Here is a 16,940-nt window from a genome sequence, read left to right on the forward strand (position 1 = left end):
GTCCCACTCCCGCCACCGCACCGAAGTCGAGGCCCCCATGTCGTTCCCGTCGTTCAGCACCTCCCCGCTCACCCGCCGCACCGCGCTCGCGGGCCTGCTCACCGCCGCCGCGGTCCCGCTCCTCGCGGGCTGCGTCCAGGGCGAGGGCGGCGGCGGCGCGGCCGCGGAGCCCGCCGCCTCCGCCGGCTCGACCGCGAAGACCCAGGGCGGCACGCTGACGCTCGACTTCGCGACCTACAACCCGCTGAGCCTGGTCATCAAGGAGAAGGGCTGGCTCGAGGACGCCCTCGCCGAGCAGGACGTGACGGTCACCTGGGTGCAGTCGGCCGGCTCGAACAAGGCCAACGAGGCCCTGCGCGCCGGGGCGATCGACATCGGCTCGACGGCCGGCTCGGCCGCGCTGCTCGCGCGCTCGAACGGCTCGCCGATCAGGACGATCGACATCTTCTCCCAGCCGGAGTGGTCCGCCCTCGTCGTGCCCGCCGGCTCGGCGATCACCAGCGTCGAGCAGCTCGCCGGCAAGCAGATCGCGGCCACCAGCGGCACCGACCCCTACTTCTTCCTGGTGCAGGCGCTCGAGGCCGCCGGCCTGAGCATCGACGACGTCACCGTGCAGAACCTGCAGCACGCCGACGGTTGGGCCGCGCTGCAGAACGGCTCGGTCGACGCCTGGGCCGGACTCGACCCGATCATGGCGGGCGCGGAGGCGGCCGGCGCGACCCTGCTCTACCGCAACGTCGACTTCAACTCCTACGGGCTGCTCAACGCCACCGAGAGCTTCCTCGCGGCCAAGCCCGACCTCGCGCAGACCGTCGTGAACGCCTACGAGCACGCCCGCGCCTGGGCCCTGGAGAACCAGGAGGAGACGGCGAGCATCCTCGCGTCCGTCGCCGGGCTCGACGTCGCCGTGGCCACCACGGTGATCTCCGAGCGCAGCAACCTCGACGTCGACAACGTCCCCGGCTCGGCCCAGACCGACGTGCTCGCCATCATCGGCCCGATCTTCGTCGCGAACGGCGACGTCGCCACGCAGGAGCAGGTCGACGCGGCCCTCGACTCGCTGATCGACGACACGTACGCCACGGCGGCCGACCCGTCCGCGATCGCCTGACGGCGCTCCTGACGCCCGCACGACCACAGCACGACAGCACCGACCCGGGACAGACCGACCCGCGACAGCACCGACCGCGACACCGACCGAGGAGACGACGATGGCGACACGCGACGACGAGACCGTGACCGACGCCGACCTCGTGCGCCGGAGCACCGGGCTCGTGCAGGCGCCCGGCGCGGTCGGCACCGCCGTGGTCGGGCCGAGCGTCGAGGCGTCGCTGAAGCGGCTCCGCGACGACGAGGCGGCGCACGCCCGGCCGCTCACCTCGCGGCGCTGGTTCCTGGTCGTGGGCGGGGCGATCCTCCCGGTGCTGCTGCTCGCGGCCTGGCAGATCGTCACGACCACCGGGATGGTGTCGGTCTCGGTGTTCCCGTCGCCGGCGATGGTCTGGGCGGCGGCGGTCGATCTCGCGCAGCGCGGCGACCTCGGGCAGGACGTCGCGATCTCGACCCAGCGGGTGCTGATCGGCTTCGGCCTGGGCTCCGCGCTGGGGCTGCTGGTCGGCGCGCTCTTCGGGCTCTCCCGGGTGTGGGAGGTCGTGCTGGCACCGACGCTCGGCGCGATCCGCGCGGTGCCGTCGCTGGCCTGGGTGCCGCTGCTGCTGCTCTGGATGGGGATCGGCGAGGAGTCGAAGATCACGCTGATCACGATCGGCGCGTTCTTCCCCGTCTTCACCACCGTCGCGACCGCCCTCGGCCACGTCGACCGGCAGCTCGTCGAGGCGGGCCGGGCGTTCGGGCTCTCGGGGGTGCGGCTGTTCACCGCGGTGCAGCTGCCGGCCGTGATCCCCTCGGTGATCGCCGGGCTGCGCCTGGCGCTCGCGCAGTCGTGGCTGTTCCTGGTCGCCGCCGAGCTGATCGCCTCGTCGATGGGCCTGGGCTTCCGCCTGACCGACAGTCAGAGCAACGGGCGCATCGACCGCGTCTTCCTCGCGATCATCCTGCTGGCGGTGCTGGGCAAGCTGACCGACTCGATCGTCGGCGTGTTCCAGCGCTACGCGATCCGGAAGTGGGCGTGAGGATGACCGGCACGGCGCGTCCCACGACCGGCACGACGACCACGGAGGCCCGCCGATGAGCGAGACGATCGCGAACCTGCTCGAGGAGTCCCGCCGCTTCCCGGCGCCCGAGGCCTTCGCCGCGCAGGCGAACGTCGGCCCCGGCGAGCACGCCCGCGCCGCCGCCGACCCGGTGGCGTTCTGGGAGGAGGCCGCCCGGCGCCTCGACTGGGTCGAGCCCTGGCACACCGCGCACCGCTGGGAGCCGGCTGTCCCGCAGGAGGACGGCACGCTGTCGGTCCCGCGCGCGACCTGGTTCGAGGGCGGCACGCTCAACGTCGCCGTCAACTGCGTCGACCGGCACGTCGACGCGGGCCGCGGCGACAAGATCGCCCTGCACTTCGAGGGCGAGCGCGGCGACCGGCGCTCGATCAGCTACGCCGAGCTGCAGCGCGAGGTGGCCCGCGCCGCGCACGCGCTCACCGCGCTGGGCATCGGGAAGGGCGACCGCGTCGTCGTCTACCTCCCGGTGATCCCCGAGACCGTCGTGATCACTCTCGCGATCGCGCGGATCGGCGCGATCCACTCCCTCGTCTTCGGCGGCTTCTCCGCCGAGGCGGTGCGCTTCCGCGTCGAGGACACCGGCGCGAAGCTGCTCGTCACGACCGACGGCCAGTTCCGGCGCGGTGTCGCCGTGCCGGTGAAGGCGAACGCCGATCACGCGGTCGCCGGCGTCGCGTCGATCGAGCACGTGCTCGTCGTCCGCCGCACCGGCGACGAGACGCCGGACCTTCCCTGGACCGAGGGCCGCGACGTCTGGTGGCACGACGTCGTCGACGGGCAGAGCGACGTGCACGAGGCCGAGGCCTTCGACGCGGAGACGCCGCTGTTCATCATCTACACCTCGGGCACGACCGGGAAGCCGAAGGGCCTCGTGCACACCAGCGGCGGCTACCTGACCCAGGCGTCCTGGACGCACTGGGCCGTCTTCGACGCGAAGCCGGACGACGTGCACTGGTGCACCGCCGACCTGGCCTGGGTCACGGCGCACACCTACGAGATCTACGGTCCGCTCTCGAACGGGCTCACCCAGGTCATCTACGAGGGCACGCCGAACACCCCGCACACCGCGCGGCACTTCGAGATCATCGAGCGCTACGGCGTCACCGTCTACTACACGGCGCCGACCCTGATCCGGACGCTGATGACCTGGTTCCCGGAGGGCGTGCCGTCCGAGTACGACCTCTCCAGCCTCCGACTGCTGGGCACGGTCGGCGAGTCGATCAACCCCGAGGCCTGGGTGTGGTTCCACGAGCGGATCGGCGGCGGACGCTGCCCGATCGTCGACACCTGGTGGCAGTCCGAGACGGGCGCGGCCGTGATGTGCCCGCTGCCGGGCGTCTCGACCCTCAAGCCCGGCTCCTCGCTGGGCGCCCTGCCGGGCCTCGGCGCCCTCGTCGTCGACGAGGCGGGCGAGCGGGTGCCGAACGGCTCCGGCGGCTACCTCGTGGTCGACCGCACCGGCCCGGCCCTCGCCCGGACGGTCTGGGGGAACCCGGAGCGGTACCGCGACTCCTACTGGGCCCGCTACGCCGACCGCGGCTACTTCTTCTCCGGCGACGGCGCGAAGTACGACGCCGACGGCGACATCTGGGTGCTCGGCCGGGTCGACGACGTCATCAACGTCTCGGGGCACCGGCTCTCGACCATCGAGATCGAGTCCGCCCTGGTGGCGCACCCGGCGGTCGGCGAGGCCGGCGTGGTCGGCGTAGAGGACGCGACGACCGGTCAGGCGATCGCGGCGTTCGTGATCCCCTCCGACGAGGCGATCGACCGCGCCGAGGAGAATCCCGCCTACTGGACGGCGCTCGAGGCCGACCTGTCGCAGGCGCTGCGCGAGCACGTCGCGACGGCGATCGGCCCGATCGCGAAGCCGCGCGACGTGGTCGTCGTCCCCGACCTGCCCAAGACCCGCTCGGGCAAGATCATGCGCCGCCTCCTCGGCGACATCCGCGACGGCCGCGCCCTCGGCGACGTCACGAGCCTCCAGGACGACACGGTCCCGGAGCGGATCGCCCGCATCGTCGCCGCACGCGGCTGAGACGCGCGGGCGCCGCGTCCAGCAGGGTGGGTCTCGATACGCCGCCTCCGGCGGCTACTCGACCAGCATGGGGCGCCGCCTCCGTCGGCTACTCGACCAGCATGGGGCGCCGCCTCCGTCGGCTACTCGATCAGCATGGGCGCGCCGGACGCGCCGGAGGCGGGTCGGCGAGCGGACCCGCGAAGGGGTCCGGTAGCTGTGGAGAGCCCGATGTGCGTCCACTCGCGCAGGTCGGCACCGTCGAGTGGACGTGTGCGGGGGCCTGTCTCGAACAGGAGGCCCCTCGCGGGTCCGTTCGAGGATCTCCCGGATCAGCAGCCCGCGCGGCGGGCCCCCGGCATGCTGATCGAGTTGCCCGCGGAGCGGGCGCATCGAGATCCACCGGCGTCAGAAGGGCGAGTCTGCAGACCCGTCCTGCTGAGGACGGCCGGTCTCGATACGCCCCAGCGGGGCTGCTCGACCAGCATGTCTGCGGGCGGGGCTGCTCGACCAGCATGGGGGTGTGCGGGCGGGGCTGCTCGACCCGGCACGTGTGCGCCCGGACGGGGCCACCCGACCTGCAGGACGGTGTGCGCCGACTGAGGCTCGCGGTCGGCTCCGAAGCGGGGCGGGGCGGCGGCATCGGGAGTAGCGTTGAGGCGTGCGCGATGTCCAGCAGCGAATCATCTCCGAGCTCCACGTCTCCCCCACCGTCGACCCGGCCGCCGAGGTCGAGCGGCGCAGCGGCTTCCTCGCCGACTACCTCCGGCACACCGGGGCCAAGGGCCTCGTGCTCGGCATCAGCGGCGGGCAGGACTCGAGCCTGGCCGGCCGGCTCTGCCAGCTCGCGGTCGAGCAGGTGCGCGCGGAGGGCGGCGACGCCTCCTTCATCGCGGTGCGGCTGCCCTACCGGGTGCAGGCCGACGAGGAGGACGCGCAGCTCGCGCTGACCTTCATCCGGCCGGACCGCCAGGTGACCTTCGACATCCACGCCGGGGTCGACGGCATCGCCTCCGCGTTCGGCGACGCCGTCGGAGAGCCGATCTCGGACTTCGTCAAGGGCAACGTCAAGGCGCGTGCCCGGATGGTCGCGCAGTACGCGATCGCCGGCCAGGCGGGAATGCTCGTCGTCGGCACCGACCACGCGGCGGAGGCGGTGACCGGCTTCTTCACCAAGTTCGGCGACGGCGGCGCCGACGTGCTGCCGCTGACCGGCCTCACGAAGCGCCAGGGCCGCTCGCTGCTCGAGCACCTCGACGCCCCGGCCCGCCTCTACGAGAAGGCGCCGACGGCCGACCTGCTCGACGAGAACCCCGGTCAGACGGACGAGTCGAACCTCGGCCTCGTGTACGCCGACCTCGACACCTACCTCGAGGGCGGCGACGTCGCGACCGAGGTCGCCGAGGCGATCGAGGCCCGGTACCAGGCGACCGAGCACAAGCGGCAGGTGCCGCTGTCGATGTTCGACGACTGGTGGCGCGCCTCCGCCGTGTACACGCCCGGCAACCACTGACGGCACGAGCCGGCCGACAGCACGAGCCCACCGACACGACGAGCCGCCCCGGGGATCCCTCGGGGCGACTCGCTCGTTCAGGGCGCGGGGCTCAGTCCGCGGCGCGGGCGTTGTAGACGAGCACCTCGCCGGCGTCGACATGCGCGCGGTAGGCGCGGAAGACTTCGAGCGCCTCGTCGCGGAGCACGCCGTCGACGACCTCGATGCCGCGCGCCTCGAACTGGGCGGCCCAGTCCTCGCGCATCGGACCCTCGTCGAACGTGGAGATCTCCTCCAGCTCCGGACCCGACCCGGCGACCACCAGGCGCCGCACGCCCGACCACAGCGTCGCTCCGTAGCACTGCACGCACGGCCGCCAGTTGACGACCAGCTCGTGCGCCGGCAGGCCCTCGCCGCCGAGATCCCAGGAGCCGAGCGCGGTCTGCGCGAGACCGAGCGCGGTGACCTCCGCGTGGCCGGAGGAGACTCCGCTGCCCAGGACCACGTTCACGCCGACCGAGACCACGCGGCCGGAGTCGCGCTCGACGACGATCGCGGCGAACGGGCCGCCGTTGCCCTCGCGGAAGTTGCGATCGGCGAGGGCGTGCACGAGGGCCATGCGGTCCTCGCGCTCGGGCAGGAACTCGGGGACGTCGCGCACGGCGTCCTCGATCCAGGCGGGCAGGGCGATCTCGTAGCGGGTGGCGAGGCGGTCGATGTTCATGCGTCCATGCTCCCATCCGGCGCAGCGGCCCCTCGCACGGCCCGACCCGCCGTCCGGTCCGGCCCGGATCGCAGCCCCTCAGACCCCCAGTGCCCCCCCGAGAGCGGCGGCCTTCGCCGCCCAGAAGCGCTTCGCCACGCCGGTGCGGGAGAAGAGGGCGTCGAAGCCGTGGAACGCGCCGTCGACGATCTCGAGCTCGCAGGGCACCCCGGCCGCGCGCAGGCGCTCGGCGTAGCGGACGTCCTCGTCGTGGAAGAGGTCGAGGGTGCCGACACCGATCCAGGCCGGCGGGAGGCCCGAGAGGTCGTCGCGGCGGGCGGGCGCGGCGTACGGCGAGACGTCGGGGCCGCCGGGCTCGGCGCCGAGGTAGGAGGTCCAGCCGAAGCGGTTGCTGCCCGGCGTCCAGACGCGGACGCCGCGGGGAACCGGTCCGGGTCGGGTGACGGTGCGATCGTCCAGCATCGGGTAGACGAGCAGCTGGAACGCGGGCTGCGCTCCGCCGCGGTCGTGGGCCAGGAGGGTCGCTCCTGCGGCCAGCCCGCCGCCCGCACTCGCGCCGCCCAGCGCGATCCGCTCGGGATCGACTCCCCGCTCCTCGGCGTGCGCGGCGAGCCAGCGGAACGCGGCCAGCACGTCCTCGAGGGCGGCCGGCGCCGGATGGGCGGGCGCGAGCCGGTAGCCGACCGAGAGGACGGTGATGCCGAGCGTGCGGGCGAAGGCGATGTTCGACGCCTCGTCGTCGAAGCGGCTGCCGAGCACCATGCCGCCGCCGTGCACCCAGACCAGCGCGGGCGCGGCGCCGCGGAGGGTGCGCGGACGGTAGCTGCGGACCGGGACCGGGTCGCCGTCCGCCCCCGGGATCTCGAGGTCCTCGACGAGCAGGTCGGGCGGCGCCTCCCCGCCGACGGCGGTGCGACGGGTGGCGAGGCGGAGCAGCCGCGGTCCGAGCACGATCGGCGGGACGAGGCGGCCGAGCGCGAGATCGGGATGGAAGCGAGGTGCGGCGCCGCGCGCGGACCCGCTCATGCCCGCGGGTCCGTGACGAGCGGCAGCACGTCGTCGTAGTGGCCGGGCACGACCGCCGACTCGACGTCGTAGACGCGCACCGCGTCTCCCTCCGCGCCGTGCGCCGGCGGCCAGGGCAGCTCCTCGCCCCGGACGAAGGCCACCAGCTCGCCGTGCATCACCGTGGCGAGCGCCGCGGGCGGGTCCTCGCCCAGGACGCGGGCGGTCGCCTCGGCGTCGAGGTGGTCGAAGAAGAACGGCAGGTCGAGGCAGTGCGACGCGCCGCCGGTCGCGGGCGAGAGCCGGTCGAAGGCGTAGAGCCAGGTCGGCGCCGGTCCTGCGGCACGGTTCCGCGCCGCCTGCAGCACCGCGCGGCGGAACAGCAGGTCGGTCGTGCGGGGCGCCGCCCCGGGGTCGCGCTCGAGGCGCGGGCTGTCGAACTCGTCGGCGGTGGACCCGATCAGGAGCGGCTTGTCGAGGCCGGTCGTCGCGGTCGCCTCGGACACGGGCAGGGGCAGGAGCGCGTCGCCCGAGACCGGCGCGAAGACGATCGCGTGACCTGAGCCGGGCATCATCGTGAGGGCGGCGGTCTCGGAGAGCCCGTCCTCGTCGAGCGAGGCGAGCGCGGCGCGGGTGGGCTCGACGCCGAGGGCGTGCGCGAAGGCGGTGAGCTGCTCCTCCGCCTCCTCGATCGGGACGCTGCGATCGGTCGGCGAGATCGCGACGGCGCGCGCGAAGAGCGGCTGCGCCTCGGCGCAGCCGAGCAGGGTGAGCACGGCGCCGCCGCCCGCGGACTGGCCCGCGATCGTGACCCGGCCGGGGTCGCCGCCGAACGCGCCGATGCTCTCGCGGACCCACTCGAGGGCGGCCAGCCAGTCGCGGACGCCGCGGTTCGCGTCGCCCTCGACGACGCCGAAGCCGTCGACCCCCAGCCGGTAGGCGGCGGTCACGACGATCACGCCGTCGCGCGCGAACGCCGAGCCGTCGTGCCAGTCGCTCGAGGCCGCTCCGGTGACGTAGCCGCCGCCGTGCAGGTAGACGAGCACGGGCAGCGAGCCGGCCGGCTCAGCCGGGGCGAACACGTTCAGGGTCAGCGTGTCCTCGCCCGGGATCGAGTGCTCGGGGATGGTCGTGAACTCGAACGGGCGGCCGCGCTGAGGCGTCGCCCCGTACACGTCCGCCTCGAAGACGCCGTCGAACGGCGCCCGCGGCTCGGGCGCGCGGAACCGGCGGTCGCCCACCGGCGCCGCGGCGAAGGGGACGCCGAGGAACCGGGCGACGCCGTCCTCCGCGACTCCGGCGACGACGCCGCGGGACGTCTCGACCTCGATGCGCACGACCGGCTCCCGCTACGGCCGCACGAGGGTCTTGATCGCGCGGCGCTCGTCCATCGCGGCGTACGCCTCGGCGATCTCCTCGAGCGGCAGCTCCAGGTCGAAGACGAGGCCCGGCTCGATCGCGCCGCTGAGCACGTCGGGCAGCAGCTCCGCCATGTAGCCGCGGACCGGGGCGACGCCGCCGTTGACGCCGACGTTCGAGCCGAACAACTGGCGCACGGGCAGCTCCGGGCCGCCGTTGGGGACGCCGACGTAGCCGACCATGCCGCCGGGGCGGGCCGAGTCGAGCGCCTGCTGCATCGACTCCTTGGTGCCGACGCACTCCAGGACGCAGTCCGCGCCGATGCCGTCGGTGAGCTCGCGGACGCGGGCCACGCCCTCGTCGCCGCGCGTGTCGACGATGTGGGTCGCGCCGAAGCGGGTGGCGAGCGCCTGGCGGGACTCGTGCCGCGACATCGCGATGATCGTGGTCGCGCCGAGGCGCTTGGCCGCGAGCACGGCGCAGAGGCCGACCGCGCCGTCGCCGACGACCGCGACCGTGGAGCCGGCGGTGACGCCGGCCGAGACGGCGGCGTGGTGACCGGTGCCCATCACGTCGGCGAGGGTGAGCAGGCTCGGGATCAGCGTCGGGTCGATGTCGGTGCCGACCGGGAAGAGCGTGCCGTCGGCGAGCGGGACGCGGACCTTCTCGCCCTGCGCGCCGTCGGCGAAGCCCTGCTCGCCGACCTCGGCGCCCCACCAGCCGCCGGTGAGGCAGGAGGTCGAGACGCCGTTCGCGCAGTTGGCACAGGTGCCGTCGCAGACGTAGAAGGGCGCGATCACGAAGTCGCCGACCGCGATGTCGTGCACGTCGTCGCCGATCTCCTCGACGACGCCGACGAACTCGTGGCCGATGCGGTGCGCCTCCTTCGTCGGGGTGACGCCGCGGTACGGCCAGAGGTCGGAGCCGCAGACGCACGCGGCAGTGACGCGCACGATCGCGTCGCGGCCGGTCGAGAGCACGGGGTCGGGCACCTCCTCGAGTCGGACGTCGCGCTCGCCGTGGATGATCGTTGCTCGCATGGGGACTCCTGCTCGAGAGGGGGTGGGGGCGTCGTCCACGCTACGCCGCCGTCGCGGGGCGGAAGGGTGGCCGGTCAGGGGCTTGCACGAACGTCCGCGGCTGCTACGGCGGCGCCTCCCGCCAGCCGTCTGCGCCGACGACGACGTGCGCGACGAACCGCAGCCCGCAGGGCGCGCACGCCTCAGCGAGCGCCCGGGTCGCGGCGAGGTCGGAGGGGAGGACGTCCGCCGCGCCGGCGTGGCTGTGCGCGAGGCCGACCCCGGCCGCACCCCGCGCCAGGACCTCGGCGAGGATCTCGGCCACCGGCACCTCCGCGTGGGTGGGCGGTCCGTCGGCGAGCGCGATCACGTCGCGGACGGCCCCGACGGCGGTCAGCGCGACGGCGAGCACGGTCTCGGTCGGCCGTGCGGCGAGCAGCGGCGTCACCAGCTCGGCGAGGCCGGCCGCGTCGACGACGCGCGCGGCCCGCCCCGCGCGGTTCATCCTCCGCCGCAGCTCGAAGGACGCGACGATGCGGCAGGCGGCGACCTCGCCGACGCCGCGCTGTCGCACGAGGTCGGCGACGCCCGCCCGCGACACCGCGTCGATGCCGCCGAAGCGTGCGAGCAGGCGCTGCGCGACGACGGTCGCGTTCGCCCCGCGGACCCCGCTGCCGATCAGCACGGCGAGCGTCTCCGCGTCGGTCAGCGCCTCGGGACCGCGGGCGCGGAGCCGCTCGCGCGGCCGCTCCTCGGGCGCGAGGTCGGCCATGCGCGCACCGGCGGCGGGAGACGGGGAGTTCATGGGCGGGACGCTACCCGCCGACGCGACCCCGGCGAGGCGCCCGGGCGGCGTCTGTGGACGGCCCGCCCGCGATCGCCCCCTGTGGAGGAGCGACCCTCGCGCATCCCTCCCGCGAGTCCTCAAAAGTTGCGGTAGTGGCGCGCGACTACCGCAACTTTTGAGGAATGGGAGGGGAGGGACGGGACGGGGCGACAGGCGGGGCGGACCGGCCCGAGCTACGGCGTCGCGAGGCCCGCGGAGACCAGCAGGCCGTCCGGGCCCGCGTCGACGAGCACCACGTCGCCGTCGCGGATCGAGCCGTCGAGGAGGGCCGTCGCCAGCCGGTCGTCGATCTCCTGCTGCATCAGGCGGCGCAGCGGACGAGCGCCGTACTGCGGGTCGTAGCCGCGCTCGGCCAGCCAGCCGCGGGCGGCGGGCGTCACGGCGAGGTCGAGACGTCGCTCCGCCAGCCGGCGCGAGAGCCGGTCGACGTAGAGCGAGACGATCTCGCCGAGCTCGGTGCGGTCGAGCGCCTCGAACACGACGATGTCGTCGAGCCGGTTCACGAACTCGGGCTTGAAGGCCTGGCGCACCATCTGCTGCACCGCCTCGACCTTCTGCGGGCGGGTCAGGGACTGGTCCACCAGGAACTGCGAGCCGAGGTTCGAGGTGAGGATGAGGATCGTGTTGCGGAAGTCGACCGTCCGCCCCTGGCCGTCGGTGAGCCGGCCGTCGTCGAGCACCTGCAGCAGCACGTCGAAGACCTCGGGGTGCGCCTTCTCGATCTCGTCGAGCAGCACGACCGAGTACGGCCGGCGGCGGACCGCCTCCGTCAGCTGGCCGCCCTGCTCGTAGCCGATGTAGCCGGGAGGGGCGCCGACCAGCCGCGAGACGGCGAACTTCTCGCCGTACTCCGACATGTCGATCCGCACCATCGCCTTCTCGTCGTCGAAGAGGTGGTCGGCGAGCGCCTTCGCCAGCTCGGTCTTGCCGACGCCGGTCGGTCCGAGGAAGAGGAAGGAGCCGGTGGGCCGGTCGGGGTCGGAGACGCCGGCGCGGGTGCGGCGGACGGCGCCGGCGACGGCCGAGACCGCCTCGTTCTGGCCGATGAGGCGCCGGTGCAGCTCGGTCTCGAGGTGCAGCAGCTTCTCGGTCTCGCCCTGCATCAGCCGGCCGACGGGGATGCCGGTCCAGGCGGCGATGACCGCGGCGATGTCGTCCGAGGTGACCTGCTCGTTGACCATGCGGCCCTCGGCCGGCTGCTCCTCCTGCTCGGCGGCCGCGAGCTCGCTCTCGGCGGCGGGGATGTCGCCGTAGAGCAGGCGGGAGGCGCGCTCGAGGTTGCCCTCGCGCTGGGCCCGCTCGGCCGCGATCCGCAGCGCGTCGAGCCGGTTCTTGAGATCGCCGATGCGGTTGAGGGAGGCGCGCTCGCGCTCCCAGCGCTGCTGCAGCTCGGCGAGGTGGGCGCCGCGGCGGGCGAGGTCCTCGCGCAGCGTCTCCAGCCGCGCCTTCGAGGCCTCGTCCTTCTCCTTCTTCAGCGCGAGCTCCTCGAGCTTCAGCCGGTCGACGGAGCGGCGCAGCTCGTCGATCTCGACCGGCGCGGAGTCGATCTCCATCCGCAGGCGCGAGGCGGCCTCGTCGATGAGGTCGATGGCCTTGTCGGGCAGCTGGCGGGCGGTGATGTAGCGGTTGGACAGCGAGGCAGCGGCGATCAGCGCGGAGTCGGCGATCGCGACCTTGTGGTGGGCCTCGTAGCGCTCCTTCAGCCCGCGGAGGATCGCGACCGTGTCCTCGACGGTCGGCTCGCCGACGAACACCTGCTGGAAGCGGCGCTCGAGGGCCGCGTCCTTCTCGATGTACTGGCGGTACTCGTCGAGCGTCGTGGCGCCGATCATCCGCAGCTCGCCGCGGGCCAGCATCGGCTTCAGCATGTTCGCCGCCGCCACCGAGCCCTCGCCACCGCCGGCGCCCATCAGCGTGTGCAGCTCGTCGATGAAGGTGATGATGCGGCCGCCGGAGTCGTTGATCTCGGCGAGGACGGCCTTCAGCCGCTCCTCGAACTCGCCGCGGTACTTCGCCCCCGCGATCAGCGCGGAGAGGTCGAGGCTGACGAGCCGCTTGCCCTTGAGGCTGTCGGCGACGTCGCCCGCGACGATCCGCTGCGCGAGCCCCTCGACGACCGCCGTCTTGCCGACGCCGGGCTCGCCGATGAGCACCGGGTTGTTCTTGGTGCGACGCGTGAGCACCTGGCTGACGCGGCGGATCTCGGCGTCCCGTCCGATGACCGGGTCGAGCTTGCCGCTCGCCGCGATCGCGGTCAGGTCGACGCCGTACTGCGCGAGAGCGGACGACTCGTCCTGCTGGGGTGTCCGACCGGCCTGCATCTGCATCTCCTCCTTGCGGTTCGAAAGTTGAGTTCGGGTGACTCAAGTTTACGCCCGTCGGAGCCGCCGCGGGGGAGGCGGCGAGTTCTCGAGGAGACGGCGCCGCAGATCAGGCGGTGAGGCGCCCGTCGCCGAGGCCGCCGCGGAGGGAGCCGAGCGCGTCGCGGAGGACCGCGCGCAGCCGCGACTCGCGGACGCCCGTGAGCGCGGCGATCTCGGGCTGGGAGTAGCGGCCGGCCACGGCGAGCAGCAGCAGCTCGCGGTCCGGGCAGGCCAGTGCGAGGAGCCCCTCGGCGAGCGGGCGGCGCGAGCCCTCCCGGGAGGAGCCGAGCGTCTCGCAGAGCACCTCGAGCAGCCAGAGCACCGGCTCCGGGGCGCTGGCGCCCTCCCGGGCACGGCGCCAGACGGCGGCGAAGGCCTCGGTGCAGAGCCGGTCGCGCGTGGAGGCGTCGGCGTGCACCGTGGCGATCGAGGCGGAGAAGAGCCCGCCGAAGCGGTCGAACAGCTCGGCGAACGCGGCGCGGTCACCGGTCGCGACGGCCCGGAGCAGGCGCGCGGCCGTCTCGGCCAGGGCAGGGCGGACCCGCTCCGCACTCGCGTCGTCGCCACCTGCATGCATCTGCACAGAGTGTCACTGGAAGCCGGACCTCGGCACTGCTTGCGATCACACCCGTCAGGGGGTATCGGCCCCGCGCCGCGCTCGCCCGTCACGGCTCCGCGCTCTCCGGCGGCGTCCTTCCGGGGATCAGGAGCCCGGCGACGGCGCGGATCGGGAGGGCGGCGCGGTGCGGATCCGGCGCGCATGGGCGGGCTCCGCGGCGGCTATCGCGCCGAGCCCTCCCGCCGGCGCGACGTCGGTGCCCCGGCGGCCCTCCTCAGAGCTTCGGCCAGCGCGCCCGGGCGAAGCAGAACGCGCCGTAGGCGATCAGCCCGACGGCGACGACGCCGAGCAGCACGACCCCGAACGGCAGCTCGGTCAGCGTCTTCAGCGCCTCGTCCAGGCCGCCCGCCTGCGCCGGGTCGTGCGTGACGGCGGCGATGATCACCAGGATCCCGAGCACGCCGAGCACGACGCCCTTCGCGACGTAGCCCGCGATACCGAGGCCGGTGACGACGCGGCCGGCCGTCCCGCCCGGCAATGCGACGTTCTCGAGGAACTTCTTCGACGCACCGCGGTAGACGAAGACGCCGCCGACCGCGAGGATCGCGAGTCCGGCGATCACGAGGAGCACCACTCCGCCGGGCGCGGCGAGGACCTGCGCGCTCGCGCTCTCGGACGTCTCGGACGAGTCGGAGCTGCCGCCCAGCGCGAAGCGGAGGGTCGTGATGCCGAGCGCGAGGTAGACGACGGCCTTCGCCGCCTCCTTGAGCCGGCTGCCCCAGCGGGACGCGGCGCTGTCGCCGCCCGCCACCAGGAACGCCTCGAGCGCGCCCCACAGCGCGAGTCCGAAGAGCCCGATCGCGCAGACCCAGAGCACGACCAGTCCGCCGGGCTGCGCGGCGAGCGAGCCGAGCGCGCCGGACTGGTCCGCCTCGCCCTGGCCGCCGGTCGCGATCTGCAGGGCGATGACGCCGATGAGGATGTGGACGAGGCCGTTCGCGGCGTAGCCCCCGCGGGCGAGCGTGCGCACCGCGGTCGAGTCCTGAGCGTCGTCGGCGGCGCGCTTGGCCTGGGTTCCTGAAGGAGTGTTCACGGTCCGGACGGTACGCGGTTCCGCCCCCGGCGTCGAACCGGGAGCCTGATCCCCCGTTCCGGGGGCGCGGGTTCACCGACCGGACACCTCGCGTTTCCACACCCTCTGCTCGGCCGGATCCGCTGCGGGACAGGCGATCCGCGGCGGCGGGCATCGGCGAGGACGCCCGTTCTCCACATCTCTCCACAGGTTTGTCCACAGCTGTGGAGATCTCTCGATCCTCTAGCGGAAAGGCCTGGCCGCGACCGTCGCGATCACACGTCGATCGCGCGGACCAGCCCGTCCTGGACGCTGCCGAGCCAGTCGTAGACCGCGCGGATAGCCTGCCCGGTCTCGCCATCGGGCTCGACGTCGTCGGTGTCGACGATGCCGAGGCGGGCGGCGAGGGCGAGGCGCATGTCGGTGAGCCCGCGGAGCCAGGACAGCGCCTGCGGCGGCTCGAGCCGGACGGCGACCTCGCCGAGACCGGCGAAGACGCGGGCGTGGCCTGAGCCCTCGCCGGCGTCGAGCGCAGCGGTGATCGCGCGGGCGTCGTCCATCTTGCGGCCGGCCAGATCCGGGGCGGTGAAGCGGCGGAACTCGGCGGCGGCCTCGTCGTCGTCGCGGTAGGCGTCGGGCAGCAGCCGCGCCAGCGCCGGGTCGTTGCGCGCGTCCTCGCTCGTCCCGCGGTCGAGCAGCTCGAGCATCTCGCCGGCGAGGTGGCGGAGGATCCCGGCCTCCTCGCGGTCGAAGCGGGCGACGGCGGCACCGGAGGAGTCGCGGCGGAAGGAGCGCATCAGGGCCTGCCCGCCGTGAGTCGAGCGGTCATGCGTCGGCCTTCTGCAGCGTCGCCCACAGGCCGTAGCCGTGCATCGCCTCCACGTGCCGCTCCATCTCCTCGCGGTTGCCGGTCGCGACCACAGCGCGCCCCTCCGTGTGCACCTGGAGCATGAGCCGCTCGGCCTCGGCCCGGCCGAAGCCGAAGTAGCTGCGGAAGACGTAGGAGACGTACGACATCAGGTTCACGGGGTCGTCCCAGACGAGCACGACCCACGGCAGCTCGGCGGCCGAGCGGGTCGCCAGCCGCTCGTCGGCGCGCTCGATCGTGTCCACCATCCCTCCAGCCTAGGTCGCAGCGGCGGGCGTCTCCCTGCCTGCGGCCTCGCTGGTCGAGCAGCCCTCTCCATGCTGGTCGAGTAGACGCCTCCGGCGGCGTCTCGAGACCCGGCCTCTGCGAAACGGTGGATCTCGATACGCCCGCTCCGCGGGCTACTCGATCGGCATGACGGGAGGCTCAGGCCGACAGGCGCGGCAGCACCTCGCGGGCGAAGAAGTCGAGGTGGTCGAGGTCCTGGAGGTCCATGAACTGGAGGTAGACGCGCTCGGCGCCGGCCGCGCGCAGGGACTCGAGGCGGTCGACGGTCTCGTCGACGCCGCCGGCGACGCCGTGCTCGCGCAGCTCGGCGGGCTCGCGGCCGATCGCCGCGGCGCGCCGGACGAACTCCGCCTCGTCCGCTCCGCCGACCGCGATCAGCGCGACCGAGTGCACGAGCGAGGACGGCTCGCGCCCGATCGCGACGCAGGCCTCGTCGACGCGCTCGAACGCGCCGGGGATCGCGTCGAACTCGGGGAAGGGCAGGTTGAACTCGCTGGCGAAGCGGGCCGCGAGCCGCGGGGTCCGCTTGGGTCCTCCTCCCCCGACGATCACCGGCAGCGGCAGGCGCGCGGGCTTGGGCAGCGCGGGCGAGTCGGTCAGCGTGTAGTGCTCGCCCGCGAACGAGTAGCGCTCGCCGACCGGCGTCGACCAGAGGCCGGTGACGATCTCGAGCTGCTCCTCGAGCAGGTCGAAGCGACGCGGCGGGAAGTCGATGCCGTACGCGGCGTGCTCCTCCTCGAACCAGCCGGTGCCGAGCCCGAGCTCGACGCGGCCGCCCGACATCGCGTCGACCTGGGCGACCTGGATGGCGAGGATCCCCGGCGGCCGGTAGGTGACGGAGGAGACGAGGGTGCCGAGCGCGATCCGCTCGGTCTCGCGCGCGAGGCCCGCGAGGGTCGTCCAGGCGTCGGTCGGGCCGGGGCCGGGATCGCCGTCGCCCATCCGGAGATAGTGGTCGGAGCGGAAGAAGCCGTCGTAGCCGAGGGCTTCGGTGGCCTGCGCGACCGCGAGGAGATCCTCGTAGCTCGCGCCCTGCTGGGGTTCGGTGAAGACTCTGAACTGCACGGGTCCAGCCTGCCGCACCGACCCGAGCGCACGCTCCGCCTGCGCCCGCGCCGCGGCCCCCGTGTACGGTGGAGCTTTTGCCGTCGAC

The 16,940-nt window shown here is 73.9% G+C and carries 15 protein-coding genes; 4 read left to right on the forward strand and 11 right to left on the reverse strand.

What is annotated here, in order from left to right; genetic code table 11:
* Nucleotides 1–37: 37 nt before the first annotated feature.
* The 4 genes from MT353_RS16945 to nadE all read left to right on the forward strand — a co-directional run bounded on the left by MT353_RS16945 (nucleotide 38) and on the right by nadE (nucleotide 5,704).
* Entirely contained in the window at nucleotides 38–1,111 is a 1,074-nt protein-coding gene (locus tag MT353_RS16945) for an aliphatic sulfonate ABC transporter substrate-binding protein (RefSeq protein WP_243625387.1), read from the forward strand.
* Between the two features lie 100 nt (nucleotides 1,112–1,211).
* Entirely contained in the window at nucleotides 1,212–2,132 is a 921-nt protein-coding gene (locus MT353_RS16950; protein WP_243625388.1) for an ABC transporter permease, read from the forward strand.
* A 55-nt stretch (nucleotides 2,133–2,187) separates the two neighbouring features.
* Nucleotides 2,188–4,212, forward strand: coding sequence for an acetate--CoA ligase (gene acs / locus MT353_RS16955; RefSeq protein ID WP_243625389.1), 2,025 nt, complete (start codon nucleotides 2,188–2,190; stop codon nucleotides 4,210–4,212).
* A 640-nt stretch (nucleotides 4,213–4,852) separates the two neighbouring features.
* Complete coding sequence (gene nadE / locus MT353_RS16960; RefSeq protein ID WP_132437378.1) at nucleotides 4,853–5,704, forward strand: ammonia-dependent NAD(+) synthetase; 852 nt, start codon at nucleotides 4,853–4,855, stop codon at nucleotides 5,702–5,704.
* 91 nt (nucleotides 5,705–5,795) lie between these two features.
* Here the strand turns inward: nadE and MT353_RS16965 are convergent, their stop codons facing one another.
* The 11 genes from MT353_RS16965 to MT353_RS17015 form a co-directional block, all read right to left on the reverse strand.
* A complete protein-coding gene (locus MT353_RS16965) occupies nucleotides 5,796–6,407 on the reverse strand; it encodes a CMP deaminase (protein ID WP_104328596.1) in 612 nt (203 codons plus the stop codon).
* 78 nt (nucleotides 6,408–6,485) lie between these two features.
* Complete coding sequence (locus MT353_RS16970; protein WP_243625390.1) at nucleotides 6,486–7,433, reverse strand: alpha/beta hydrolase fold domain-containing protein; 948 nt, start codon at nucleotides 7,431–7,433, stop codon at nucleotides 6,486–6,488.
* Nucleotides 7,430–8,749, reverse strand: a complete 1,320-nt coding sequence (locus MT353_RS16975; RefSeq protein WP_243625391.1) for a carboxylesterase/lipase family protein — start codon at nucleotides 8,747–8,749, stop codon at nucleotides 7,430–7,432. The genes MT353_RS16970 and MT353_RS16975 overlap by 4 nt, the downstream gene beginning before the upstream one ends.
* A gap of 12 nt (nucleotides 8,750–8,761) precedes the next feature.
* Complete coding sequence (locus tag MT353_RS16980) at nucleotides 8,762–9,811, reverse strand: zinc-dependent alcohol dehydrogenase family protein (protein WP_243625392.1); 1,050 nt, start codon at nucleotides 9,809–9,811, stop codon at nucleotides 8,762–8,764.
* Between the two features lie 103 nt (nucleotides 9,812–9,914).
* The gene (locus tag MT353_RS16985) at nucleotides 9,915–10,595 is read right to left on the reverse strand and encodes a RadC family protein (protein ID WP_243625393.1); all 681 of its coding nucleotides are present in this window, start codon (nucleotides 10,593–10,595) and stop codon (nucleotides 9,915–9,917) included.
* A 215-nt stretch (nucleotides 10,596–10,810) separates the two neighbouring features.
* The gene (locus tag MT353_RS16990) at nucleotides 10,811–12,958 is read right to left on the reverse strand and encodes an ATP-dependent Clp protease ATP-binding subunit (protein WP_123706241.1); all 2,148 of its coding nucleotides are present in this window, start codon (nucleotides 12,956–12,958) and stop codon (nucleotides 10,811–10,813) included.
* A gap of 109 nt (nucleotides 12,959–13,067) precedes the next feature.
* The gene (locus MT353_RS16995) at nucleotides 13,068–13,577 is read right to left on the reverse strand and encodes a hypothetical protein (protein ID WP_243599361.1); all 510 of its coding nucleotides are present in this window, start codon (nucleotides 13,575–13,577) and stop codon (nucleotides 13,068–13,070) included.
* Nucleotides 13,578–13,833: 256 nt separating this feature from the next.
* Entirely contained in the window at nucleotides 13,834–14,652 is an 819-nt protein-coding gene (locus tag MT353_RS17000; RefSeq protein WP_243625394.1) for a DUF1206 domain-containing protein, read from the reverse strand.
* A gap of 254 nt (nucleotides 14,653–14,906) precedes the next feature.
* The gene (locus MT353_RS17005) at nucleotides 14,907–15,428 is read right to left on the reverse strand and encodes a DUF2017 domain-containing protein (RefSeq protein WP_243581408.1); all 522 of its coding nucleotides are present in this window, start codon (nucleotides 15,426–15,428) and stop codon (nucleotides 14,907–14,909) included.
* A 28-nt stretch (nucleotides 15,429–15,456) separates the two neighbouring features.
* On the reverse strand, nucleotides 15,457–15,747 hold the full coding sequence (gene clpS, locus MT353_RS17010) for an ATP-dependent Clp protease adapter ClpS (protein WP_132437372.1): 291 nt from the start codon (nucleotides 15,745–15,747) through the stop codon (nucleotides 15,457–15,459).
* A gap of 178 nt (nucleotides 15,748–15,925) precedes the next feature.
* Nucleotides 15,926–16,852: an LLM class F420-dependent oxidoreductase gene (locus MT353_RS17015; RefSeq protein WP_123447170.1), complete on the reverse strand. Its 927-nt coding sequence runs from the start codon at nucleotides 16,850–16,852 to the stop codon at nucleotides 15,926–15,928.
* Nucleotides 16,853–16,940: the final 88 nt, after the last annotated feature.

This window comes from Rathayibacter sp. VKM Ac-2927, from assembly GCF_022815525.1.
Lineage (GTDB): Bacteria > Actinomycetota > Actinomycetes > Actinomycetales > Microbacteriaceae > Rathayibacter > Rathayibacter festucae.

Excerpts from the sequence above, each read along its gene's own strand:
- MT353_RS16945 (WP_243625387.1), top strand. The coding sequence starts at position 38 with ATGTCGTTCCCGTCGTTCAGCACCTCCCCGCTCACCCGCCGCACCGCG.
- MT353_RS16950 (WP_243625388.1), top strand. The coding sequence starts at position 1,212 with ATGGCGACACGCGACGACGAGACCGTGACCGACGCCGACCTCGTGCGC.
- acs (WP_243625389.1), top strand. The coding sequence starts at position 2,188 with ATGAGCGAGACGATCGCGAACCTGCTCGAGGAGTCCCGCCGCTTCCCG.
- MT353_RS16965 (WP_104328596.1), bottom strand. The coding sequence starts at position 6,407 with ATGAACATCGACCGCCTCGCCACCCGCTACGAGATCGCCCTGCCCGCC.
- MT353_RS16970 (WP_243625390.1), bottom strand. The coding sequence starts at position 7,433 with ATGAGCGGGTCCGCGCGCGGCGCCGCACCTCGCTTCCATCCCGATCTC.
- MT353_RS16980 (WP_243625392.1), bottom strand. The coding sequence starts at position 9,811 with ATGCGAGCAACGATCATCCACGGCGAGCGCGACGTCCGACTCGAGGAG.
- MT353_RS16985 (WP_243625393.1), bottom strand. The coding sequence starts at position 10,595 with ATGAACTCCCCGTCTCCCGCCGCCGGTGCGCGCATGGCCGACCTCGCG.
- MT353_RS16990 (WP_123706241.1), bottom strand. The coding sequence starts at position 12,958 with ATGCAGGCCGGTCGGACACCCCAGCAGGACGAGTCGTCCGCTCTCGCG.
- MT353_RS16995 (WP_243599361.1), bottom strand. The coding sequence starts at position 13,577 with ATGCATGCAGGTGGCGACGACGCGAGTGCGGAGCGGGTCCGCCCTGCC.
- MT353_RS17005 (WP_243581408.1), bottom strand. The coding sequence starts at position 15,428 with ATGCGCTCCTTCCGCCGCGACTCCTCCGGTGCCGCCGTCGCCCGCTTC.
- clpS (WP_132437372.1), bottom strand. The coding sequence starts at position 15,747 with ATGGTGGACACGATCGAGCGCGCCGACGAGCGGCTGGCGACCCGCTCG.